Annotated in this window: 14 protein-coding genes; 9 read left to right on the forward strand and 5 right to left on the reverse strand. The window is 67.0% G+C overall.

The window, feature by feature from the left end; genetic code table 11:
- Positions 1–115: 115 nt before the first annotated feature.
- The 7 genes from LJF27_RS13740 to LJF27_RS13770 all read left to right on the forward strand — a co-directional run bounded on the left by LJF27_RS13740 (position 116) and on the right by LJF27_RS13770 (position 9,040).
- Positions 116–1,717, forward strand: coding sequence for an ABC transporter substrate-binding protein (locus LJF27_RS13740; RefSeq protein ID WP_003116233.1), 1,602 nt, complete (start codon positions 116–118; stop codon positions 1,715–1,717).
- Between the two features lie 224 nt (positions 1,718–1,941).
- Positions 1,942–3,396 (forward strand): OprD family outer membrane porin, encoded by a 1,455-nt coding sequence (locus tag LJF27_RS13745; protein ID WP_003120938.1) that lies wholly within the window; start codon positions 1,942–1,944, stop codon positions 3,394–3,396.
- Between the two features lie 49 nt (positions 3,397–3,445).
- Positions 3,446–5,041, forward strand: a complete 1,596-nt coding sequence (locus tag LJF27_RS13750; protein ID WP_003094445.1) for an ABC transporter substrate-binding protein — start codon at positions 3,446–3,448, stop codon at positions 5,039–5,041.
- A gap of 67 nt (positions 5,042–5,108) precedes the next feature.
- Complete coding sequence (locus LJF27_RS13755) at positions 5,109–6,119, forward strand: ABC transporter permease subunit (protein ID WP_003105448.1); 1,011 nt, start codon at positions 5,109–5,111, stop codon at positions 6,117–6,119.
- 11 nt (positions 6,120–6,130) lie between these two features.
- The gene (locus tag LJF27_RS13760; RefSeq protein WP_003105451.1) at positions 6,131–7,042 is read left to right on the forward strand and encodes an ABC transporter permease subunit; all 912 of its coding nucleotides are present in this window, start codon (positions 6,131–6,133) and stop codon (positions 7,040–7,042) included.
- A 52-nt stretch (positions 7,043–7,094) separates the two neighbouring features.
- Complete coding sequence (locus LJF27_RS13765) at positions 7,095–8,069, forward strand: ABC transporter ATP-binding protein (protein ID WP_003094451.1); 975 nt, start codon at positions 7,095–7,097, stop codon at positions 8,067–8,069.
- Entirely contained in the window at positions 8,069–9,040 is a 972-nt protein-coding gene (locus tag LJF27_RS13770; RefSeq protein ID WP_023116755.1) for a peptide ABC transporter ATP-binding protein, read from the forward strand. Before LJF27_RS13765 ends, LJF27_RS13770 begins: the two co-directional genes overlap by 1 nt.
- A gap of 32 nt (positions 9,041–9,072) precedes the next feature.
- On the opposite strand, the gene LJF27_RS13775 is transcribed toward LJF27_RS13770, so the two are convergent.
- A complete protein-coding gene (locus LJF27_RS13775; RefSeq protein ID WP_003105452.1) occupies positions 9,073–9,705 on the reverse strand; it encodes a LysE family translocator in 633 nt (210 codons plus the stop codon).
- A 141-nt stretch (positions 9,706–9,846) separates the two neighbouring features.
- On the opposite strand from LJF27_RS13775, the gene LJF27_RS13780 reads away from it, so the two are divergent.
- Entirely contained in the window at positions 9,847–10,320 is a 474-nt protein-coding gene (locus LJF27_RS13780) for an Lrp/AsnC family transcriptional regulator (RefSeq protein ID WP_003094456.1), read from the forward strand.
- A gap of 4 nt (positions 10,321–10,324) precedes the next feature.
- Here the strand turns inward: LJF27_RS13780 and LJF27_RS13785 are convergent, their stop codons facing one another.
- The 3 genes from LJF27_RS13785 to LJF27_RS13795 are packed head-to-tail and all read right to left on the reverse strand — an operon-like array spanning position 10,325 to position 12,680.
- Positions 10,325–11,254, reverse strand: coding sequence for a biotin-dependent carboxyltransferase family protein (locus tag LJF27_RS13785; RefSeq protein ID WP_003116236.1), 930 nt, complete (start codon positions 11,252–11,254; stop codon positions 10,325–10,327).
- The gene (gene pxpB, locus LJF27_RS13790) at positions 11,251–11,928 is read right to left on the reverse strand and encodes a 5-oxoprolinase subunit PxpB (protein ID WP_003116237.1); all 678 of its coding nucleotides are present in this window, start codon (positions 11,926–11,928) and stop codon (positions 11,251–11,253) included. Before pxpB ends, LJF27_RS13785 begins: the two co-directional genes overlap by 4 nt.
- Positions 11,925–12,680, reverse strand: coding sequence for a 5-oxoprolinase subunit PxpA (locus tag LJF27_RS13795; RefSeq protein WP_003105460.1), 756 nt, complete (start codon positions 12,678–12,680; stop codon positions 11,925–11,927). The genes pxpB and LJF27_RS13795 overlap by 4 nt, the downstream gene beginning before the upstream one ends.
- A gap of 129 nt (positions 12,681–12,809) precedes the next feature.
- Here LJF27_RS13795 and lpxO point away from each other — a divergent pair, with 129 nt between their 5' ends.
- Positions 12,810–13,709 (forward strand): lipid A hydroxylase LpxO, encoded by a 900-nt coding sequence (gene lpxO, locus LJF27_RS13800; protein ID WP_003094463.1) that lies wholly within the window; start codon positions 12,810–12,812, stop codon positions 13,707–13,709.
- A 404-nt stretch (positions 13,710–14,113) separates the two neighbouring features.
- On the opposite strand, the gene LJF27_RS13805 is transcribed toward lpxO, so the two are convergent.
- On the reverse strand, positions 14,114–16,666 hold the full coding sequence (locus LJF27_RS13805) for a PepSY domain-containing protein (protein ID WP_023115577.1): 2,553 nt from the start codon (positions 16,664–16,666) through the stop codon (positions 14,114–14,116).
- Positions 16,667–16,680: the final 14 nt, after the last annotated feature.

Genomic DNA, 16,680 nt, shown 5'->3' on the forward strand with positions numbered 1-16,680 from the left:
TCGCCGCACAGGGTCCATGGCTGTCACCCGCCATCCATGGAAAGGCGAGAGTTGCCATGGCCCATAAGGCCGATCCTCAGACGATGCCCTTAGAAAAAGAAAAAATGAGGTTTGCATGCGTAAGATCCTTCCCCTTCGGGCCTGGCTGGCAGCCGGTCTGATCCTCGGCTCCCCGTTCTCCCACGCCGCCAGCAACCTGGTGTTCTGCTCGGAGGGCAGCCCGGCCGGCTTCGATCCCGCCCAGTACACCACCGGCACCGACTACGACGCGACCTCGGTCACCCTGTTCAACCGCCTCGTCCAGTTCGAGCGCGGCGGCACCCGGGCGATCCCGGCCCTGGCGGAAAGCTGGGACATCGGCGACGACGGCAAGACCTACACCTTCCACCTGCGCAAGGGTGTGAAGTTCCACAGCACCGACTACTTCAAGCCGACCCGCGAATTCAACGCCGACGATGTGCTGTTCACCTTCCAGCGCATGCTCGACAAGAATCATCCGTTCCGCAAGGCCTACCCCACCGAGTTTCCCTACTTCACCGACATGGGCCTGGACAAGAACATCGCCAGGGTCGAGAAGCTCGACGAGCACAGGGTGAAGTTCACCCTCAACGAGGTCGACGCCGCCTTCATCCAGAACCTGGCGATGGACGTCGCCTCGATCCAGTCCGCCGAGTACGCCGGGCAGTTGCTCGAGGCCGGCAAGCCACAGCAGATCAACCAGAAGCCGATCGGCACCGGGCCTTTCATCCTGAGCCGCTACCAGAAGGATGCGCAGATCCGCTTCAAGGGCAACAAGGACTACTGGAAACCCGAAGACGTGAAGATCGACAACCTGATCTTCTCGATCAACACCGACGCCGCGGTGCGCGCGCAGAAGCTCAAGGCCGGCGAGTGCCAGATCACCCTCAACCCACGCCCCGCCGATCTCAAGGCCCTGCAGGAAGCGGCGAACCTGAAGGTGCCCTCGCAGCCAGGCTTCAACCTCGGCTACATCGCCTACAACGTCACCCACAAGCCGTTCGACCAGCTCGAAGTACGCCAGGCGCTGGACATGGCGGTGAACAAGCAGGCCATCATCGACGCCGTCTACCAGGGTGCCGGGCAACTGGCGGTGAACGGTATGCCGCCGACCCAGTGGTCCTATGACGAAACCATCAAGGACGCCCCGTTCGATCCGGCCAAGGCCCGGGAACTGCTGAAGAAGGCCGGCGTCGCCGAGGGCACCGAGATCACCCTGTGGGCGATGCCGGTGCAGCGTCCCTACAACCCCAACGCCAAGCTGATGGCGGAGATGATCCAGGCCGACTGGGCGAAGATCGGCATCAAGGCCAGGATCGTCAGCTACGAATGGGGCGAGTACATCAAGCGCGCCCATGCCGGCGAGCATGACGCCATGCTGTTCGGCTGGACCGGCGACAACGGCGATCCGGACAACTGGCTGGCGACCCTCTACGGCTGCGACTCGATCAACGGCAACAACGTATCGAAATGGTGCGACGCGGCCTACGACAAGCTGGTCAAGGCTGCCAAGCGGGTCTCCGACCAGGACAAACGCAGCGAGCTGTACAAGCAGGCCCAGCACATCCTCAAGGAGCAGGTGCCGATCACCCCGATCGCCCACTCCACCGTGTACCAGCCGATGAACAAGTCGGTGCATGACTTCAAGATCAGCCCCTTCTCGCGGAACGCCTTCTATGGCGTAGCCAACCAGCCCTGATGCCGACGCCACCCCGGTCGTGAAACGACCGGGGTGCAGAAGAACGGCACGACCCGTACTTCATTTCTTTGCTTTTCCTGCCCGTGTTCCAGAACGGCGCTGCGCGCGTTCCGCCAGGAGCGCTCGCCTCGCCGTATTCGACCGCCGCGCCCAGGCGCGGGCGAAACCGGCGCAAACCTGGTGGGTAAAACAGGTGCCATGACAACAATAAAGGGAGCAATCAGGTGATGAGATACCAACGAGTGACCGGCGCGACGCTGGGACTGGCCTTGATGGCATCGGCCGCGCCAGGCTGGGCGGCGGACGAGCAGGCAACCCCGCCGACCCCGGACAATCCCAGCTACGCCGCCCAGGTGCAGAGCATCCCCAGCGTGGAGAAACCGATCAAGGGCCAGGCCGGCGCCAGCGGGCTGTTCGAGGGGCAGAGCCTGACCCTGACCACCCGCAACTTCTACTCGCGGGAAAACATGAAGGACAGCTTCACCTTCCGCATTCCCAAGGCCGGCGGCGGCTCCCAGCGCATCCACCAGCGCAACGCCTGGGTCCAGGGCACGGTGCTCAAGTACAGCTCGGGCTACACCCAGGGCAGCATCGGCTTCGGCTTCGACGTCGCAGCCTTCAACGAGATCGCCCTGGAGCGCGGCAAGGGCCGCATCGGCGGCGGCGGCAACCGGACCCTGGCGAACAGCGATGGCGAGGCGATCGGCGAGTGGTCCAAGCTGGGCGTCGCCAACATCCGCCTGCGCGCCTCGAATACCGAATTCAAGGCCGGTCGCTTCCTGGTCAACACTCCAGTGTTCAGCTATATCGACAACCGTGCCCTGCCCTCCAGCTTCACCGGCTTCGCCGTGACCAGCGAGGAGCTGGACAACCTCAGCCTGCAGGCCGGCAGCTTCCGCAAGGTCAGCCCGCGGACCGGTTCCGGCGACGAGGACATGACCACCGAGTACGGCACCCGCCAGGTCAAGGGCGACCGCCTGAACTACCTGGGCGGCAACTACAAGCCGCTCGACGGGCTGGAAATCTCCCTCTATGGCTCGCATTTCCAGGACGTCTGGAACCAGTACTACCTGGGCGTGACCCACGACATCGGCGACCTCGAGAACGGCATCGCCCTGCGCACCGCCTTCAACGGCTACCACACCGGCGACACCGGCGCGCGCGAGGCCGGCTACATCGACAACGACACCTGGAGCCTGGCCTTCACTCTCGGCCATCGCGCCCACGCCCTGACCCTGGCCTACCAGCAGGTCGACGGCAACGAATACTTCGACTACGTGCACGAGACCTCGGCGATCTTCCTGGCCAACTCGATGCTGGCCGACTACAACAGCCCCAACGAGAAGTCCGCGCAGATCCGCTACGAGACCGACTGGAGCTACTACGGGGTCCCCGGCCTGAGCACCGGCGTGTGGTACGTGAAGGGCTGGGACATCGACGGCACCCACTACGACGGCGATCGCAACGGTGCCTACGGCAACTACGCCGAGGTGCGCGCCCAGGACGGCGAGAAGCACCACGAGCTGGGCCTGATGGCGGCCTACAAGGTGCAGAACGGGCCGATCAAGGACAGCACCTTCAAGCTCACCTACATGATGCACAAGGCCAGCCAGAACCAGGTCGACGGCAGCGTCAACGAACTGCGCCTGGTCAGCACCTTCCCCTTCAACCTGCTGTAAACCTGCGACAACCGGCGGCCCCGGCGACGGGGCCCACGAGGAGGACCCCATGCTCCATCCGTTGCTCCGACACCTGCCCCTGGCCCTGGCGCTATGCGCCGCCGGCGCGGCCCAGGCGAAGAACCTGGTGGTCTGCACCGAGGCCAGCCCGGAAGGCTTCGACATCGTCCAGTACACCGGCGCGGTGACCGCCGACGCCTCCGCGGAAACCGTGTTCAACCGCCTGCTCGCCTTCCGCCCCGGCACCACCGAGGTGATCCCGGGGCTGGCCGAGCGCTGGGACGTCAGCGCCGACGGACTGAGCTATACCTTCCACCTGCGCCCCGGCGTGAAATTCCATACCACCGACTACTTCAAGCCGACCCGGAGCCTGAATGCCGATGATGTGCTGTGGACCTTCCAGCGCGCCCTCGATCCGAAGCATCCCTGGCATGCCTCGGCGCTGCGCGGCTACGCCTACTTCGACGCGATGGGCATGGGCGAGCTGATCAAGTCGGTGGAAAAGGTCGACGAGCTCACCGTGCGCTTCGTCCTCAACCGTCCCGAAGCGCCGTTCCTGCGCGATATGGCGATGCCCTTCGCGTCCATCTATTCCGCCGAGTACGGCGACCAGTTGCTCGCCGCCGGCAAGCAGGGCCAGCTGAACAACCAGCCGATCGGCACCGGGCCGTTCGTCTTCAAGCGCTACGCCAAGGACGCCCAGGTCCGCTATACGGCGAACCCGGACTACTACGCCGGCAAGCCGCCGATCGACAACCTGGTGTTCGCCATTACCCTCGATCCCAACGTGCGCATGCAGAAGGTCCGTGCCGGCGAGTGCCAGGTCTCGCTGTACCCGAAACCGGAGGACGTGCCGCGCCTGAAGCAGGACCCGAACCTGGCGGTGGACGAGATCGATGCCCTGCTGACCACCTACATTGCCATCAACACCCAGCACAAGCCGCTCGACGACCCGCGCGTGCGCCAGGCGATCAACCTCGCGCTGGACAAGAAGGCCATGCTCGACGCGGTGTTCGGCCCCGGCGCGGCCAGTCCGGCGGTCGGTCCCTATCCCCCGACCCTGCTCGGCTACAACCATTCGATCCAGGACTGGCCGCACGATCCCGAACGCGCCAGGGCGCTGCTCAAGGAAGCCGGCGCGGAAAATCTCAGGATCACCCTGTTCATTCGCAACGGCACCTCGCCTACCATCCCCAACCCCGCCCTGGCGGCACAGATGCTGCAGGCAGACCTGGCCAAGGCCGGCATCCAGCTGACCATCCGTTCCCTGGAATGGGGCGAGCTGCTCAAGCGTTCGAAGGCCGGCGAGCACGACCTGTCGCTGCTTGGCTGGGCCGGCGACAACGGCGACCCGGACAACTTCCTCAGCCCGAACCTGAGCTGCGCCGCCGCCGAGTCGGGTGAAAACCAGGCGCGCTGGTGCGACAAGGACTTCGAGGCGCTGATGCGCAAGGCCCGCGAGGTGAGCGATCCGGCCGAGCGGGCGAAACTGTACGAGCAGGCCCAGGTGGTATTCCACGAACAGGCCCCATGGATACCGCTGGCCTACCCGAAGCTGTTCAATGTCCGGCGGAACACGGTGCAGGGCTACGTGATCAATCCGTTGAGCAACAACAACTTCGCCACCACCTCGGTGAAGCCGTAGAAGAACAAGGACCACAGCCCCGCCGCCAGCGGGGCGCACGGTCCGCGATGAGGAGTTACCCGCCAACATGCTTAGTTTCATTGCACGACGATTGGGGTTGCTGATCCCCACCTTCTTCGGCGTGACGCTGCTCACCTTCGCGCTGATCCGCCTGATTCCCGGCGACCCGGTGGAGGTGATGATGGGCGAACGTCGCGTCGATCCGCAGATGCATGCCGAGGCCCTGCACCGCCTGGGCCTGGACAAGCCGTTGTACCAGCAGTACCTGGACTACGTGGGCAACCTGGCACAGGGCAATCTCGGCGAATCGCTGACCACCCGCGAAGGCGTCTGGCACGAATTCCTCACCCTGTTCCCGGCGACCCTGGAACTGTCCCTGGCCGCCATGCTCTTCGCCGGCACCTTCGGTCTGCTGGCCGGGGTGATCGCCGCCCTGAAACGCGGTTCGCTGTTCGACCACGGGGTGATGACGGTGTCCCTCGCCGGCTATTCGATGCCGATCTTCTGGTGGGGCCTGATCCTGATCATGCTGTTCTCCGTGTCGCTGGGCTGGACGCCGGTGTCCGGCCGTCTCGACCTGCTCTACGACATCGAGCCGAAGACCGGCTTCATGCTGATCGACACCCTGCTTTCCGACGAACAGGGCTCGTTCCTCGATGCCGTGCGCCACCTGATCCTGCCGGCCATCGTGCTGGGCACCATCCCGCTGGCGGTGATTGCCCGCATGACCCGCTCGGCGATGCTCGAGGTGTTGCGCGAAGACTATGTGCGCACCGCCCGCGCCAAGGGCCTGTCGCCGGCCCGGGTGGTCTTCGTGCACGCCCTGCGCAACGCGCTGATTCCGGTGCTGACGGTATTCGGCCTGCAGGTCGGCACGCTGCTCGCCGGCGCGGTGCTGACCGAAACCATCTTCTCCTGGCCGGGCATCGGCAAGTGGCTGATCGACGCCATCAGCCGTCGCGACTACCCGGTGGTGCAGAACGGCATCCTGCTGGTCGCCACCCTGGTCATCCTGGTCAATTTCGTCGTGGACATCCTCTACGGCCTGGCCAACCCGCGCATTCGCCACCAACGCTGAGGAGCCAGCCGATGAACGCCATGCACAACGCTCCCGCCAGCGACCCGAGCCTGGTCTACCCGTCCCCGCTGAAGGAATTCTGGCAGGCCTTCGCGCACAACAAGGGCGCCCTCGGCGGCCTGCTGTTCATGCTGCTGATCGTGTTCTGCGCGCTGTTCGCCCCCTGGGTCGCCCCCTACGATCCGAGCGAGCAGTTCCGGGACTTCCTGCTGACCCCGCCATCCTGGCTGGAAGGCGGCCAGGCGCGCTTCCTGCTCGGCACCGACGAGCTGGGCCGCGACCTGCTCTCGCGGCTGATCCACGGCGCCCGCCTGTCGCTGCTGATCGGCCTGTCCTCGGTGGTGATCTCGCTGATCCCCGGCATCCTCCTCGGCCTGCTCGCCGGCTTCTCGCCGAACCGTGCCGGGCCGCTGATCATGCGCCTGATGGACATCATGCTGGCGCTGCCGTCGCTGCTGCTGGCGGTGGCCATCGTGGCGATCCTCGGCCCGGGCCTGATCAACACCGTGATCGCCATCGCCATCGTCTCGCTGCCGGCCTACGTACGCCTGACCCGCGCCGCGGTGATGACCGAGCTAAACCGCGACTACGTCACCGCCTCGCGCCTGGCCGGCGCCGGCACCCTGCGACTGATGTTCGTCTGCGTGCTGCCGAACTGCATGGCGCCGCTGATCGTCCAGGCCACCCTGAGCTTCTCTTCGGCGATCCTCGACGCCGCCGCCCTCGGCTTCCTCGGCCTCGGCGTGCAACCGCCGACCCCCGAGTGGGGCACCATGCTCGCCTCCGCCCGCGACTACATCGAGCGCGCCTGGTGGGTGGTCAGCCTGCCCGGCCTGACCATCCTGCTCAGCGTACTGGCGATCAACCTGATGGGCGATGGCCTGCGCGACGCCCTCGATCCGAAACTGAAGAACGCGGCATGAGGAGCACAACCATGAACAGCGCATCCGTATCCGCGCCACAGGAGACCGCCGCATGAGCCTCCTCGATATCAAGAACCTCAGCGTACGCTTCGGCGACACCACCGCCGTGCCCGTGGTCGACGGCCTCGACCTGAGCGTCGACAAGGGCGAGGTGCTGGCCATCGTCGGCGAGTCCGGCTCCGGCAAGTCGGTGACCATGATGGCCCTGATGGGCCTGATCGACGCCCCCGGCTGGGTATCCGCCGATCACCTGCGCTTCGACGGCCACGACATGCTCACCCTCAAGGGCCGCCAGCGCCGGCGCATCGTCGGCAAGGACATGGCGATGGTCTTCCAGGACCCGATGACCGCCCTCAACCCCAGCTACACCGTCGGCTACCAGATCGAGGAGGTTCTCCGCCTGCATCTCGGCCTGCGCGGCAAGGCCCTGCGCCAGCGCGCCCTGGAACTGCTCGAACGGGTCGAGATCCCGGCCGCCGCCAGCCGTCTCGACGCCTACCCGCACCAGCTCTCCGGCGGCATGAGCCAGCGCGTGGCGATCGCCATGGCCATCGCTGCCGAGCCCAAGCTGTTGATCGCCGACGAGCCGACCACCGCCCTCGACGTGACCATCCAGGCGCAGATCATGGAGCTGCTGCTGAACCTGCAGCGCGACCAGGACATGGCGCTGATCCTGATCACCCACGATCTCGCCGTGGTCGCCGAGACCGCCCAGCGCGTCTGCGTGATGTACGCCGGCGAAGCGGTGGAGATCGGCGGCGTGCCGGCGCTGTTCGACCGCCCGACCCATCCCTACACCGAGGCGCTGATCAAGGCGATCCCCGAGCACTGTGCCGGCGAAGCCCGCCTGGCCACCCTGCCCGGCATCGTTCCGGGGCGCTACGACCGCCCGCGCGGTTGCCTGCTGTCGCCACGCTGCCCCTATGCCCAGGAGCATTGCCGCCAGGAGCGGCCGGCCCTGGAGGCACACGAGCGCGGCGCGGTGCGCTGCTTCTATCCGTTGAACCTGCTGAACGAGGTGGCCTGATGGAAACCGTTCTGACCGCCCGTGATCTGACCCGTCACTACGAAGTCTCCCGCGGCCTGTTCAAGGGCCACGCCCAGGTGCGCGCGCTGAACGGCGTATCGTTCGAACTGGAAGCCGGCAAGACCCTCGCCGTGGTCGGCGAGTCCGGCTGCGGCAAGTCGACCCTGGCGCGCGCCCTGACCCTGATCGAGGAACCCACCTCCGGCTCGCTGAAAATCGCCGGGCAGGAGGTCAAGGGCGCCAGCAAGGACCAGCGCCGGCAGTTGCGCCGCGACGTGCAGATGGTCTTCCAGAACCCCTACGCCTCGCTCAATCCGCGACAGAAGATCGGCGACCAGTTGGCCGAGCCGCTGCTGATCAACACCGCGCTGTCGCGCGAGGAACGCCGCGAAAAGGTCCAGCAGATGATGCGCCAGGTCGGCCTGCGGCCGGAGCACTACCAGCGCTACCCGCACATGTTCTCCGGCGGCCAGCGCCAGCGCATCGCCCTGGCCCGGGCGATGATGCTGCAACCCAAGGTGCTGGTGGCGGACGAGCCGACCTCGGCCCTCGACGTGTCGATCCAGGCCCAGGTACTGAACCTGTTCATGGACCTGCAGCAGCAGTTCCGCACCGCCTACGTGTTCATCTCGCACAACCTGGCGGTGGTCCGCCACGTCGCCGACGACGTCCTGGTGATGTACCTCGGCCGACCGGCGGAGATGGGGCCGGCGGACAAGCTCTACGAGAACCCGCTGCATCCCTATACCCGCGCGCTGCTCTCGGCGACCCCGGCGATCCACCCGAACCCGACGAAGCCGAAGATCCGCATCCAGGGCGAACTGCCGAACCCGCTGAACCCGCCGGAGGGTTGCGCCTTCCATAAGCGCTGCCCCTACGCCACCGAGCGCTGCCGCAGCGAGGTGCCTGAGCTGCGCCTGCTCGACCAGCGCCAGGTGGCCTGCCACCACGCCGAGCAATTCCTCGGCTGAGCGCCACGGGGCGCTCGCCGCCCCGCAGCCCTTCAGAGCTGGCGCAGCAGCGCCAGCCTTACCCCGAACCCTATCAACAACCCACCGAAGCCCCACTGCTGCAGGCGCTGTGCCCGCGGCCGGGACGCCAGCCAGCGGCCCAGGCGGCCACCGGCCAGCGCATAGGCGCAGTCGAAGGCCAGGCCAACCAGAACCAGGACCGTACCGAGCGCGGCGAACTGGACGGCCAGCGAACCGGCTTCGGGGCTGACGAACTGCGGCAGCAGCACCGAACAGAACAGCAGGGCCTTGGGGTTCAGCAGGTTGGTCAGGAGTCCGCGCAGCAAGGCCCGGCGGTCGGCGTGAGGGACCACCGGCGCGGAACCCGCGTCGCTGGTCGGCAAGGCCAGTCCGCCACCGCGCAGCATCTGCAGGCCAAGCCAGGCGAGGTAGGCGGCGCCGAGCAGGCGCACCAGGTCGAAGGTCCAGGGAGCGGTACGGAACAGCAGCGCCAGTCCAGTCGCGGCCATCAGCACATGGCAGGCCCGAGCCAGGGCCAGGCCGAGGGCGGTGACCAGCGCCGCGCGACGGCCCTGGCGGGCGCCGGTCTGGAACAGCAGGAGCATGTCTGGTCCGGGCACCAGGTAAACCACCGCCAGGGCAATCAGGAAAGCGCTCGTGTCCATCGTATCGGCTCCAGGAAGGTGACCCGGATAACGATTCTATGCCCACAAGGCAGGGCAGGTGCTTGCGTTTTCCACCAGCCTATCCATTCTATTTGGCAGTAAATTCCACTCTCTGGAGACTATCCATCCGGATATGCCAAGATGAAACTCGACGCCTATGACCACCGCATCCTCGCCGCCCTCCAGCGCGACGGCCGCCTGAGCAACGTCCAGTTGGCCGAGGAGATCGGCCTCTCCCCGTCCCCCTGCCTGCGCCGCGTGCGCCTGCTGGAAGAGGCCGGGGTGATTCGCGGCTACCAGGCCAGCATCGACCGCGACGAGGTCGGCCTCGGCCTCACGGTGTTCGTCGGGATCAAGGTGGAACGCCACCGCCAGGAGCAGGCCGAGGCCTTCCACCGTGCGGTGGTCGACCTGCCGGAGGTGATCTCGGTGCACCTCGTCTCCGGCGAGTCGGACTTCCTCCTGCAAGTGGTGGTCCCCGACCTGCGCGCCTACGAACGCCTGCTCAGCGAGACTCTGCTGCGCCTGCCCGGGGTCAGCGACATTCGCAGCAACTTCGCGATCAAGACGGTCAAGGCGCCCTCGCCGCTGCCGCTCGGCCACCTGGCCGGCTGAGCGCTCAGCCGCGGAAGAAGCGGTAGAAGCGCAGCAGATCGGCCTGCTGCGTCGCCAGGTCGCTCTCGACGAAGGTTACCTCGCTATGCGCGGGGCTTTGCGCCAGGCGCGAGAGGTCCAGTGGATGGACGAAGCCCAGCAGCGGATAGCCGCCCATGCTCTGGCGGTCGGCCATCAGCACGATGGGTTGGCCATCGGGCGGAACCTGGATAGCGCCCTCCACCACGCCCTGCGACCAGGCGCGCGGCGCCCCGCGCAGTGGCTCGCCGGCCAGGCGGACGCCCATGCGATCGGACCGCGGGCTGATTCGCCAGGCGCTGGCGAAGAAGGCTTGCCGGCTGGCTGCGTCGAAGGCCGCCGCATCGCCGCCGAGCAGCACGCGCAAGGGCCGCTGCTGCCGGTAGTCCGGCTGGAAACGCCAGGGCACGCTGGCATCCCACGGACACGCCGCTCCCGCTTCGGCACACGGCAGGCAATCGCCCTCCGCCAGGATCCGGCCATCGCCCTGTAAACCGCCGAGCCCGTCGCGAACCTGGCAGGCGACGCTGCCCAGTACCGGCCTCGCCCGGAAACCGCCGGCGCAGGCCAGGTAGGCACGCTGCCCGGCCTCGGCGAAGCCCAGTTCGATGCGTTGCCCGCGGCGGACCCGGAAGCGACTCCAGGGCAGGCATTCGCGACCGTCCACCGTCAGCGCCAGGCGCGCTCCGGTCAACGCCAGCCAGGTCGCCTCCACCCTGCACTCCAGCACCAAGCCGCCGAAAGCGATTTCCAGCAATGGCGTCCCCCAGGGATTACCGAGCAGACGATTGGCCCAGGCTGCCGCCTGGCGGTCCAGAGGGCCGCCCGGGGATACGCCGAGGTGCTGCCAGCCGCGCCGGCCGTCGTCCTGCAGCAGGCTCTGCGGACCCGCCTTGACGACCCGCAAACCATTCATTCGCGCCCGCCCAGGTCGAGGAAAGCCTCGCGCCCGATGGCGACGAAGCGCACCCGGTCGCCCAGCGCCAGTGGGCACGGAGGAGTGGCGGCCGGATCGAAGGGACGCCACGGACTGCGTCCCAGCAGGTGCCAGCCGCCGGGCGAGGCCTGCGGATAGATCGCCGTCTGCGCCTCGGCAATGGCCAGGCTGCCGGCCGGTACGCGCGCCCGCGGGGTGGCCCGCCGCGGCAGGACCAGGCGCGGATCGAGGCCGCCGAGGTAGGCGAATCCCGGAGCGAAACCGATCGCGCCGACCCGGTATTCGGCCGCGCTGTGCAGTTCGATCACCCCTTCGCCAGTCAATCCGCAGGCAACCGCTACCGTCGCGAGGTCCTCGCCGGCGTACCAGACGGGAATCTCGTGCAGGCGCCCGGCATCCTCGGCGGGGCGCCAGGCATGCCACTCCGCCAGCAGCGGACCCAGGCGTTCTTCCAGTACCTGCGGAGCGATGCGGTAGGGGTCGTAATGCAGCATCAGGGTGGTCCAGCCCGGCACCAGATCCCTGACGCCTTCGCCGAGCCCCTCGCGCAGACGTCTGGCCAGCTCGGCCAGGCGCACAGACAGGTCCACTTCGGGCTCTTCGGCGAGCGTCAGCAGCAGGGCTTCGGCACCAGCGGGTTCGATGCGGATCACAGGCTGTCCAGGGCCGCGCGCAGGCGCCGGAGGACCGCCAGCGACTGCGGGTTATCGCCATGCACGCAAAGACTGTCGGCGGTCAGGCGCAGCGGGTTGCCGTCGTAGTCGGGGAAGGCTTCGCCGCGGGCGATGGCCAGGGCCTGTTCGATGATCCGCTGCGGATCGTGATGCACCGCGCCGCCAAGCCGCCGCGGCGCCAGCCGACCGTCCGGCAGGTAGGCGCGATCGGCGAAGGCCTCGAACAGCAGCGGCACGTCGGCCTCGTCGGCCAGTTCCAGCTCGCGGCCGTTGTCGGCCAGGGCCAGCACCATCAGCGGCAGGCCCTTGCGATAGGCGGCGCAGGCGTCGAGCACGGCGCGCAGCAGCTCATCGTCGCCGACCAGGTCGTTGTACAGCGCGCCATGCGGCTTGACGTAGGCCACCTGGGTACCGAGGGAACGGCAGAAAGCGTCCAGCGCGCCGATCTGGTACAGCACCATGGCATGCACCTCTTCGGCAGAGCAGGCCAGCGAGCGCCGGCCGAAGCCGCTCAGGTCGGGATAGGCCGGGTGCGCGCCGATGCTCACGCCATGGCGTACCGCCAGCTCCACCGCGCGCAGCATGGTGAGCGGGTCGCCAGCGTGGAAGCCGCAAGCCAGGTTGGCCTGGTCAACCAGCGGCATGCTGTGGACATCGTCGCCCATGCGCCAGGCGCCAAAGCTTTCGCCCATGTCGCAGTTGAGCAGGATACGCCGGCCGGTGTCGTTCATTGTGCGTTCCTTTCGAGGCCAGGATTACGGAAAAATGAGCGCAGTGCTGGCGAATTAGCGTCAGGTAGCATACTCAGGCACTGAGAACAGGAGTAAATTCTCCTCTTTTGCACCGACGACCTTGCATTCATGAAAGTTCTCATCCTGGCGGCCTATGCGCTGAGCATCCTCTATGTCCATTTCCGCGGCCGGGTACGCCACAAGCTGTCGCGCCAATTGAGCGACCACTCCAGCTTCCTCGCTCCGATCAACTGCCTGATGTACCTGTTCTCGAAGGTACCGAACCGCCCTTACCTGGCACCGCAAACCTTCCCCGAACTGCAGGTTCTGGTCGACAACTGGCAAGCCATCCGCAGCGAGGCGCTGCACCTGCACGACGCCGGCAACATCAAGCGTTCCGAACAGTACGACGATATCGGTTTCAACTCGTTCTTCAAGAGCGGCTGGAAGCGCTTCTACCTGAAATGGTACGACGAGGCCCATCCCTCCGCCGGACAACTCTGCCCGCAGACCACCGCCCTGTTGCGGCAGATTCCCTCGGTCAAGGCGGCGATGTTCGCCGAACTGCCGCCGGGCTCGAAGCTGGTGCGACACCGCGATCCCTACGCCGGCTCGCTGCGCTTCCACCTGGGACTGTTCACCCCCAACGACCCGGCCTGCTTCATCGAGGTGGACGGCGAGCGCTACCACTGGCGCGACGGCGAGGCGGTGGTGTTCGATGAAACCTTCATCCACTACGCGGAAAACGCCACCGAACACAACCGCATCATTCTCTTCTGCGACATCGAGCGGCCGCTGACCCAGGGCTGGGCCACCGCCTTCAACCGCTGGTTCAGCCGCAACGTGATGGCTGCCGCGGCCGCCCCGAACAACGCAGGCGACCGGACCGGCGGACTCAATCGGATCTTCGACAGCCTCTACAAGATCCGCCTGCAGGGCAAACGTTTGAAGAAGCGCAACCGCAAGCTCTACTACCTGCAGAAATGGGGCTTCTTCGCCCTGGTACTGGCTTTCATCCTGTGGATCTGAGGCCCGGCGACGCAAGGCCCCGATAGCTCCGTGGGGCGCATGACGGCGTCATCCGCCGACACCCAGCCGAAATGGCGGATAACCGCTCTGCGGTTATTCGCCCTACGCCACGGACAACGCGAAGTCCCGATAGCTCCGTAGGGCGCATGACGCCAACGGCGTCATCCACCGATACCCCGCCGAAATGGCGGATAACCGCTCTGCGGTTGTTCGCCCTACGCCACGGACAGCGCGAAGTCCGATAGCTCCGTAGGGCGGATGACGCCAACGGCGTCATCCGCCGACACCCCGCCGAAATGGCGGATAACCGCTCTGCGGTTATTCGCCCTACACCCCGCAAAGCCCAGCAGTCCCGGCAGTTGGCAACGAAAAGGCTCCCTTGGGAGCCTTTTTCATTCATCCGTTCAGTACACGTCGCGTCGGTAACGTCCTTCGTCGGCCAGGCGTTGCAAGGCCTCCTCACCGAGCACTTCGCGCAGCACCCGGTCGACACCGCCGGCCATGCCCTGCAGGCTGCCGCAGACGTACAAGGCCGCACCCTCGTCAATCCAGCGCCGCAGTTCATCCGCCGCTTCATGCAGGCGGTCCTGGACATAGATCTTCTCCGCCTGGTCGCGGGAGAAGGCCAGGTCCAGGCGTTGCAGCTCACCCCTGGCCAGGGCTTGCTCCAGCTCCGCACGACAGTAGTAGTCGTGGGCGAAATTGCGTTCGCCGAACAGCAGCCAGTTGCGCTTGCGCCCGGCGGCAATGCTGGCGCGCAACAGGCTGCGCAGGCCGGCGAGCCCGGTGCCGTTGCCGATGAGGATCAGCGGCACGTCATCCTCCGGCAGGTGGAAGCCCGCGTTGCGGCGCAGGCGCAGGGTCAGCGCGGCGCCGAGCGGCAGGTACTCGGTGAGCCAGCCGGAGCAGATGCCCAGGCTACCGTCGGCATGCTGCTCCTGGCGTACGATCAGTTGCAGGTCGCCATCGCTCTGCAGCGACGCGATGGAGTACTGGCGCACGGAAAGCGGAATCAGCGCATCCAGCAGCGCCTGCGGGTGCAAGCCGACCAGGTGTTCGAAAGAGTCCGGCAGCAAGCGCCCAGCCAGGGCCTGCTCCAGGCTCTGCTCGACGCCCTCGACCGCCACCCGCGCCTGGCCGTCCAGGTTATGCCGCTGCAGCCATTCGCGGATGCGCGCGGGCGCCTGGTGCGGGACGATCTCCAGCAGATCGCCGGCGCGCCATTGGATGGCGCTGTCGGTCGGCGCACGCAGGTCCAGCAGCCAGGTCGACTCGCCCTGGCTGCCAGGATTCAGGCACTCCCGCCGCGCCAGCGACCAGACCTCGAAGGCCGGCGCTTCCCAGGCCGCCGGGGCGGCACCGCCGGTCACCTCGGCCAGGCTTTCCTGCCATTGGCGCAGGGCCGCGGCGTCGCCATCATCGACCTCCACCGGGGCGAACAGGCTCCGCGCGCCCTGCCCCTGCAACCAGCCCTGCATGCGCCGGGCGAAGCCGCAGAACTGCTCGTACTGGCGATCTCCCAAGGCCAGCAGGGCGTAGCTCAGGCCATCGAGGCTGGCGGCCTGGCCAAGCACCTTGCGTTCGAAGCCGCGGGCGCTGTCCGGCGCCTCACCGTCGCCGAAGGTGCTGACCACGAACAGCGCCTTGCGCGCCTCGGCGAGTTGCCCGGCATCCAGGCGCGCCAGCGATTCGACCCGCACCGGCAACCCGGCCGCCTGCAACTGGCCGGCGCTCTGCCAGGCCAGTTGCTCGGCAAAACCGCTCTGGCTGGCGTAGCCGATCAACCAGGGCTCGCCGCTGGCGCCGGCGCTGCCGCCCAGGTCGGCGCGGCTCGCCCGTACCGCGCGTTTCTTGCGCCGGCGGTCGAGGTAGAGCAGCCAGCCGGTGATGAAGAACAGCGGCATCGCCAGGCTGGCGAGCATCATCAGGATGCGTCCGGCCATGCCGAAATAGCTGCCTACGTGCAATGCATAGACGCTGGCCAGCAACTGGCTGCCGAAAGAACGGTCGCTATAGCGCTGGTCGCTTTTCACCTGGCCGTTGGCCGGGTCCAGGATCAAGGTGTTGAAGGCACGCTCGTGCGGCGCGTCGGTCAGGCGATAGAACACTGTCGCCGGCTGGCCGCCCGCCGGCGGCAGGCGCAGGTTGTAGGCCTGCAAGCGGTCGCCGCCGGCCTGGCGGATGCTGTTCCATACCGCCGCGTAGTCGACCACCAGTGGAGCCGCATCGGCCGGGCGCTCGCCACGTCCGCCCGGCTTGCCGCGCTGCGCCTGCTGGCCGGCGGGCGCGTCGTCGAGCAGTTTGAACAGGCCGTTGCGGTACCACTCGTAGGACCAGTACAGGCCGGTCAGCGCAGCCAGCAGGTAGAGCGCCAGGCACCAGGTGCCGGCCACGGCATGCAGGTCCCAGTTGAAACTGCGCCCCTTGCGCGACCAGTCGAGGGTCAGCCAGGCGCGCCAGTCGAAAACCTTGCGCGGCCAGCGCAGGTAGAGACCGGACAGGCAGAAGAAGATCAGGATCAGGGTGCAGGCGGCGGTGACCTGCTTGCCGTACTCGCCCATGGCGAGGAACCGGTGCAGTTGCATCATCAGGTTGAAGAAACCCTCGCCGCGTGGCTCGCCGACGAAAGCCCCGGTGTAGGGATCGATCCAGCGCGACTCGCCGCGGCGCTGTCCCGGCGGCGGGGTATAGAAGATCCGCCCGGCCTTGTCGCTGGCCATCTCGACCCAGACGAAGGCCACTTTCCGCCCCGGCTCGGCACCTTCGATACGGCGCACCAGTTCGTCCAGCGGCAGCACACCCTCGGAGCGCTTCTGCACCACCAGCACGTCAGGGTTGAGCGCGCGCATCAGCTCGTCCTGGAACGACAGGGTCGCTCCGGTGACGCCCATCAGCGCCAGCACCAGGCCGGCGCTGATACCGAAGAACCAATGCAACTGGAACCAGACTTTCTTCACAGGATCACCTTCAC

The organism is Pseudomonas sp. 203-8 (assembly GCF_020708595.1).
Classification (GTDB): domain Bacteria; phylum Pseudomonadota; class Gammaproteobacteria; order Pseudomonadales; family Pseudomonadaceae; genus Pseudomonas; species Pseudomonas aeruginosa.